The 7,153-nt window shown below is 63.8% G+C and carries 7 protein-coding genes; all 7 read right to left on the bottom strand.

All coding sequences use genetic code 11. From position 1 onward, the window contains the following. The coding region (locus WAN02_RS25130; RefSeq protein ID WP_422267493.1) for an Hsp70 family protein at positions 1 to 1,615 on the bottom strand (1,615 nt) is incomplete at its 3' end. A 70-nt stretch (positions 1,616 to 1,685) separates the two neighbouring features. Further along, positions 1,686 to 2,369, bottom strand: a complete 684-nt coding sequence (locus WAN02_RS25125) for a hypothetical protein (RefSeq protein WP_422267491.1) — start codon at positions 2,367 to 2,369, stop codon at positions 1,686 to 1,688. Between the two features lie 37 nt (positions 2,370 to 2,406). Further along, positions 2,407 to 2,592, bottom strand: coding sequence for a hypothetical protein (locus WAN02_RS25120; protein ID WP_422267489.1), 186 nt, complete (start codon positions 2,590 to 2,592; stop codon positions 2,407 to 2,409). A gap of 252 nt (positions 2,593 to 2,844) precedes the next feature. Further along, entirely contained in the window at positions 2,845 to 3,270 is a 426-nt protein-coding gene (locus WAN02_RS25115) for a hypothetical protein (RefSeq protein ID WP_422267487.1), read from the bottom strand. A gap of 39 nt (positions 3,271 to 3,309) precedes the next feature. After that, positions 3,310 to 6,432 (bottom strand): WD40 repeat domain-containing protein, encoded by a 3,123-nt coding sequence (locus WAN02_RS25110; RefSeq protein ID WP_422267485.1) that lies wholly within the window; start codon positions 6,430 to 6,432, stop codon positions 3,310 to 3,312. A gap of 25 nt (positions 6,433 to 6,457) precedes the next feature. Beyond that, a complete protein-coding gene (locus WAN02_RS25105) occupies positions 6,458 to 6,601 on the bottom strand; it encodes a hypothetical protein (protein WP_422267483.1) in 144 nt (47 codons plus the stop codon). Positions 6,602 to 6,605: 4 nt separating this feature from the next. Next, a partial coding sequence (locus tag WAN02_RS25100; protein WP_422267481.1) for a DUF6636 domain-containing protein occupies positions 6,606 to 7,153 on the bottom strand: 548 nt, incomplete at its 5' end.

The following is a 7,153-nucleotide window of genomic DNA, read 5'->3' as shown; positions in this document are numbered from 1 at the left end:
ACAGCGCCCAGTAGCTCGGATCGGTTGGTGGGGACGCGCAGAAGTATGTGTGGCATACGGTGTGGCGGGTAACTTGCTGCATCACGATGCCGGCGCCGACGAACACCACAAACGGAATCCAGGTAGTGAGGAAGTCTTTGACGCGGCTCGGCTCCGGCAGGTCGGTACTGCCGCCCTCCTGAGGCTTCGAAACCATCGCACGGCGACGACGGGAGTTGTACGCAAGGTAGGCCAGGCCGGCCACGCACCCCAACAGAAGTCCCTGGCCGTACGGGGAGCCTGTAATTCCCGCGATCACGATGCCGGCGCCGACGAAGAGCACGAACCGAACCCAAGCGGTGAAGCGGCTCGGCCCCGGCAGGTCGGCACTGTCGGTGGGATTTCTCGTCGCTTCTGCGGCACTGAGCGGTATTGGCTCGCCGGTGAGGCCAGGCGGTGGTTGCGATATTGGCTTGCCGGTGAGGCCAGGCGGTGGTTGCGGTGGTGGTTCGTCATGTGTGATGGCCGTGGCGGGTGCCAGGGCGGCGCCTTGGGCGACAACGAGTTTCGGTTGGTCGATGACACGTACGGGACGTTGCAGGCGTGCGAGTTTGTCGCCGACCAGCGGGGTGCGTGCGGCACCGCCGATGCGGTAGATCGCGGTCAAATCATCGGGGGTAAGTCCGGCCTCGGCGATGGTGTCTTCCAACTCGGCCACGGTCTTCTCGATGTGGTCGGCGATCAATTCCTCATATTGGGCGCGGGTAACTAGGACCATGCCGGGGACCCCGGGCAGGTAGACGTTCATGCTCGTCTGACGGGTCAGCTGCTCTTTGATGGTCTTGACGGTTTCCTGCAGCTTGCGCCGCTGGCCGATCAGTCCGCTGTCGGTGGGCGGGCCCGCTTGCGGGGACAGTGCCTCCCACAGCTGGGGATTGGCGTCAGCGATATGGCGTTGCCCGAGGTAGTCGGACAGCAGATAGTCGAAATCGACCCCGCCCAGCGGATCCAGGCCCCCTGATTTCACCACCTCGTAGGCGTCCTCACCGGTTTTGCGTAACACGGCGGTGTCGAACGTGCCCCCACCAAGGTCATAGACCCCGATGTAGTCGCCAGTGCGCAGCGGTTGCTGTCGGGCATACCAATGCGCGGCGGCCACCGGTTCGGGCACAAAGTTCGGCACGCCCAGCCGGGTCAGGCCCAGCTGCGACGCCGCGGCACTGAACGCCTCGGCTAACACCTGCCGGCGCGTTGGCCCCCAGGACACCGGATGGGTCAACGTCACCGAGCCTAAGGTGTCCTCGCCGTGTTGGCCCACCGCTTCCTCGAGGATGGAGGCCAGCACCGCCGCGATCAGCTCGCTGGGCGCAAACTCGTACCCCCCCAACAGCACCCGCGGCTCACCGACCCGGCGTTTGGGGGTGGGTTCGTAGGCGTCCAACGCCCAGTTCGCCAGATTGTCGGCAGCCGAGCCGACCACGAACTGCTCGCCTTGGGCAAACACCGACGACGACAACGTCGCTGACCCATCAGCCAGCATCACCGACCGTGACTCACCGCCATTTTTGCTGACCGCCGCAGCAGTGGCCGTCGTGCCGAAATCAATCGCCAACACCCCACCCGCCGTGATCGTCACCGCACAATCCTCTCAACCATCGACACATTCCTCCAGTGAGCGGTCCACGACGAAGTGTTACTCGAACCTGTCATAACCAGCGGTCCGTCGAGGCCCACTTGTAGACAACGACATCGGCTGCGCGCAGAACCTTCGTCCCGTCCAGGTAACACGGAGTCAGTGTCCGCGCTATGACGCCGTCGCTGTCAGGATCGGGCGCAGCCACGGTGTGATCGACGCGATGGCGACTCGGGTCGACACGCATTCCAGTCGGGTCCACCACCGAAACCCCGCCGCGTCGCATCGCGTCGTTCAGTAGGTCGGCGGCCAGATCGTCATCGAGTAAGCCGCGCAACTGAGCGATCCCCGCCAGCAGTGCATCCCGCTGCGAGGTCAGCGCACTGCTGTCCACGTTTGGTAGGCGCTCACCCCGCCCGCTCGCCGCGACGGGGGCGCCGACAAACGGCGCATCGTCTGGGCGCGCGGCTGACGGCGATGCGTCGCGCGGGTGAGTCATTGGCCGCACGGTAGGCGGACGGGCCCACGGTGAAGGTGCAGGCGAAGAGGTGCTTCGTTGCGGCGGTGGCCAGGGCGGGTTGATGCGCGCAGGCTGGGGTGGCCCGTGTCGCCGGCCGGCATCAAACCATTCGCCCAACCACGGCCGAATGACACACGACGCCAGAACGCCGAGCATGAGCATGCCGATCACCGTCGCAGCCAGCAGAATCGCCGCGGCCGCCAAATCCAGTGACACAAGTTCGCTCAAGCTGCTCATCGGTGACTCCTCGGTGCCCGGGCTGGTGATTAGGCGGTCAGTTGAGTGGCGTTGTCGTGCGGGGAGGAAAGCCGATGCCTTCGTTGCTGATCTCGGTCAGGAACTGCTGGCCGGCGGAGCTGACGCGGGCTGGTGCGGTCCGCGCGGTGCCTGCGGCGGCCAGGGCTGCGGCGGGGACGGCCAGGAGCGCCGCGGCGGTGGCCAAGATACCGGTGACGGTCATGACGACTCCTTGTGTGCGGGCTGCAGCTTTCGGTGGGAGCCAACTACAGTTGCCCCAATTCAGAGGGCTGCCAGTACCAAAAAGGTTTCCGCCGAATACGCGGAGGCGGGTAGGGGTTGGTTGCGCACGACTTCTGTTGCACGCGTCAAGCCCCGAAACTCAGCCTGCTCTGGTGCATCCCGAGTGCCTGCGGCAGGTTGAGCGTGAGAAGGACGTGCCAGCACTGTCGTTTGGGCTCGCAGAGGACAGCGGTCACTGCTTGTAGCGGTACTGCTCGTGGATTTGTGCAAAGTTGGCCCACGCGAGCACGACCATAAAGACGGTGAAAACCAGTATCGCGGCACCTGCCGCGACACCGACAATGGCTGCCGCGACACCGTTTTGGCTCCGTTGTTTGATCCGAATCAGCGCGACAATGCCTAGCACCACGCCGACCATGGCCGCCGGATCAGCGACAAATAACAGGATCCTGAGACCGCACAAGAATCCGAAAACCGACACCCACCCGCCCAGCGACGCGCCCAGCGACCAGATCGCCAGCCTGCTGGTGCCGAGTGAGGGTGCAGCGGCGCCGCCCGGATAGCCCGCCCATGAGTGGCGAGCCGGCCACGCGCCCTCGCACGGTGTCCCGCTCAATTCGGTTGGTGACTCTTTGTCAGAGTCACCCGGACTTGTCACTGGGGCCATGTGTCCAATCAGTCGGTCACCAAGACGGGGTCAGTCTTCGACAGGCAGGTGCGGGCAGACGACCCGGTATTCCAGAGTCGGGGAGATCCATTCGCGCCACTGTGTCCGGCTCATGTTGGCGGTGAGCTTGTCGCATAGCTCGTCGGGATCGATCGAAGTGCGCCAAATGCGTATCGTGCCTTGGTAATCGGCCGTCGCAAGGTGATGTCCGTCGATACTGAACGCCACTGCCTCTACAGGTAAATCATGGCCGACGAGTGGCTTACCGAGAGGTTGATGGGTGTTGGTGTCCCACAACAACGTCTCCGTTCCGAACGAGGTAGCAAAGTGGCGGCCGCCCGGGTCAATCGCCAGCGAGATACTTCCATATATGTATTGATTCGGGTCGTGATGCAGCAATTGGTCGGTGAGCGGTTCCCCGGTGCCGGTATCCCACGCCCGGACGGAGCCATCTTTACAAACGGACAACAGGCGACGACCGTCGAGGTGAAAAGCCACGTGGTAAACGGAATCCTCGTGGGCAGCAACCGGGGCAAAGAGCAGTTGGGCGTTGTCAAGGTCCCAGATTCGCAGGGTGCCGTCCCGGCACCCCGAAGCCAGGCGGCGACCATCCGGGCTGAAAGTTACGCTCGAAACAGTTGCGGCGTATCCGGCTAGTGGTTCACAGATCGGTCTCAAGGTTTGAGCGTCCAATATTCGTGCTGTGCCGTCTGCGCAGCCAGTGGCCAGCCACCGCCCGTCTTGGCTGAACGCTAAGCACGTAACGCGGCTGGCGTGCCAGTGCTGGGCATCGGTGTGCGCTTCGCCAGAGCGCGCATCCCATGACCGCACGACCCCCGCATCTTCATAGTCTGTAGCTGATGCCGCGGACTCGCCGTTGGGATTCAACACCACGCGGCCCAGAGGCCACACCGGTCCGCTGACGGGGGCACCGATCTGACGCCCTGTGTCAACGTTCCAGGTCCGCACGGTGAGGTCGTCCCGGCTGGTGGCAAGGAGGCGGCCGTCCGGCCCAAGCGCCACATCGCCCCAGGGCGTGGCATCAGCGTAGGCGCGCAGCGGGCCGCCGATCTGTTGGCCGGTGTCGGCGTCCCAAACGCGCACCGTCCCGCGAGGACCACGGGTGGCGATCCGACGGCCATCGGAACTGAACTCCACTGTTTGCACGCCGGTGGCATGGATTACGGCGGGATTGTTGAGTTGATCGCGGGTGTCAGTTTTCCAGACCAGCACGGTGTCGTCGGCAGTCAACGCCATGCGCCGCCGGTCGTGGCTGAACTGCACGCCTCGGTCAAGCCCAGAGTATCTCCAGACTTGATCACCGGTCTTGAAGTCCCACACCTGCGTTTCGTACATCGTCCTTTCCCGGTCGCCGGGATCGTCGAACGTCTCGCGCACGTAACTGGTGAACAGCCAGCGGCCATCCCAGCTGAAGGCGATATCGTCCATCGGCCAGGAACCTGTATCGAGCCAGATGCGATCACCCCGGTCGTCGACATGCCACAGCCGCACCGCTAAACCCAACGAACGGCCACTGATGAAGGCTAGATACTGCCCGTCGGGGCTGAGCGCAGACTTGTCCAGTCCTACCCCGAAGAAGGGTTCTCCCAACTTTTCGCCGCTATGAACGTCGAATAGCTGCGCTGCGTAGTTGCGATCTATCACCGCCAGACGTCGTCCGTCTCCGCTGAGCGCCACGCGTGACACGTCTCCACTGTGCCCGAGCAGAGGCCCGCACAGCGGTTGACCGGTGGTGGGGTCCCACACCAGCACCGTCCCATCCCCGACCGAAACCACGTGACCCTCGGGGCTGAACAAGACCTGCCACGCTTTCCCGTTCGGGCAGGCCAGCTTTCGGCCGGTCTCGACGTCCACGACACGTTCTGTGTCGCCTTGTTCACAAATGAGGTGGCGACCAGTGGGACTGAACTCCAACGATGCGCGCCGCCAGTTCTCACCGCCCCGAGTTGCGAAAACCGTTTCCCCGGTTTCGGTGTCGTACAGCACCATCGTGGAGTCACTGGTCGATGCCAGGCGACGCCCGTCGGGGCTGAAGATCAAATTATGGATTATGCCAGCGTGGCCCCTGAGCGCAGCGCCTAGCGACTGACCGCTGCCCGCATCCCAAATTCTGACGGTGGTCTCCAACGCGGCGGAGGTCAGCAGATGCCCTTGAGTGAACACCATGTCCTCTACGCGGCCGCAGTGCCGTATGTGCGGCAGATCCCACAGCCGAACGGTCGCATCCGCACTGGCCGAAGTAATGGACCCGTCGGCGTTGAAAGCCACGCTGGACACCGCTTCGCTGTGGCCGACCAGTGGCCCATCAAACCAGAGGTGTCTCTCGAGGTCGAAAACCTGGATCGTTTTGTCCAAACTGCCTGCGGCCAACAGTCGGCCATCGTGGCTTAAAGCCAAACTGACCACTGACTTAATCCACATTCTGAAGATGCATTCGGCCGCGGCCAAGTCCCAGACCTCGACGAAATCGGCGCCGCCGCCGTCGTAACTGACAGCAGAAGCTAAGAGCCGCCCGTCGAGACTGACCGCTACGGCCGAAATCGGACCCTCCCGGCTGGCAGGTCCGCTGACCAGCCGACCGGTGGCGACGTCCCACAGGCCAACCGTGTTGTCGCGGCTGCCGATAGCCAGAAGCCGGCCATCGGGGCTGAACGCCATGCAGCCAACTGCACCTCGATAACCGGTGAGCGTGCCAATCACCTTGCCAGTGGCGACCTCCCAAAGCCGCACCTTCGTGACGTAACTCGCGCAGACCACGCGCTGCCCGTCGGCGGAGGCCAAAGCCCACACTTTTCCCACAGGCTTTGGCAGCGGTTCGCCGATCAGTTGACCCGTCCGAACATCCCATATCCTGACCGTCAGCAAGTGGCTGGTGGCCACTCGCTGTCCATTCAGGCTGGATGCGGCGCTGACTACACTTGCCCCGGTATCGAAGATTCTGCGAGTGCTGGACCGCGCGATCAGCGCTTCCGCCAACGGCCCGTCGTCCGGTTGGGATTGCAATTCGCGTGCGACCAGCAATTGCTGGAAAGCCCGGATGTCACCTCCGGGAATGTCCCCGGCGAGCATGGCCCCAGACTGGGCGATCAACGAACGCGCTAGCTCTTCCTCGGCACTTTCGGACAAGTTCACTCATCTCGTCGTCGACCGATACAGCTTAGGTCGAGTGGTCTGTTGGCTGCCGGAACGGGATCTTTTCGATGCCCGGAAACACGAAGTCCTGGACCAGCGCGTGGGGCGTAAGCCCTTTTGACGTCAGCACGATCGCTTTCGGAGCATCGGGCGCACGCTCGGGCGTCATCAAATTAGCTGAGTTGATACCCGTCGCGAGACAGCGAAAACCCTTGGCCGCTACTGGAATCCGTACACGTCATTCCCGCTTCCTCGCTGTGACACGTGATGGGGCCGACCGAGCGGGTCTGACCGTAGCCGAGGACCGGATCATTCGACCCCAGCAACGTGTCAGTGCGACATTGCAGGGATGCCCGCCGGCCTTGCGTCAAGCCCACGCTGTCCCCCCAGCCCCCCGAGCAGTCCGCCGGTCGCGGCGGAGCGGAGTAGTCGTGCTTGCCGACTTGGCAGGCGGCGGTGGCGCGCACGACGCCGCCGTCGGACAACGTGCCCAGCTCGCACGAGATATTGCCCGACGGCGACTGGAAAAACTGGTAGCCGGTGTCGGCATCGGCGGCCGGCGTGGCAACAGAGGCGATTAACGCGAGCGCGCCTGCTGCAAGCGATCCGGCGACGGACCGGGCACGCCGCGTTTGCGGGGCGGGTTGTTCTGTTATGGACATGGGTCGTTCCTCCAGGTTGACGCGCCACGGGCGGCGATGACGTCGTGATGCCAGGTTGG

Source organism: Mycobacterium sp., from assembly GCF_049281135.1.
Taxonomy (GTDB): domain Bacteria; phylum Actinomycetota; class Actinomycetes; order Mycobacteriales; family Mycobacteriaceae; genus Mycobacterium.
Note: the sequence above shows the minus strand (reverse complement) of the source record. Positions and strands in the feature narration are given on the sequence as shown.

Coding starts and splice junctions, on each gene's coding strand:
- WAN02_RS25125 (WP_422267491.1), bottom strand. CDS start 2,369: ATGAGCAGCTTGAGCGAACTTGTGTCACTGGATTTGGCGGCCGCGGCG.
- WAN02_RS25105 (WP_422267483.1), bottom strand. CDS start 6,601: ATGACGCCCGAGCGTGCGCCCGATGCTCCGAAAGCGATCGTGCTGACG.
- WAN02_RS25120 (WP_422267489.1), bottom strand. CDS start 2,592: ATGACCGTCACCGGTATCTTGGCCACCGCCGCGGCGCTCCTGGCCGTC.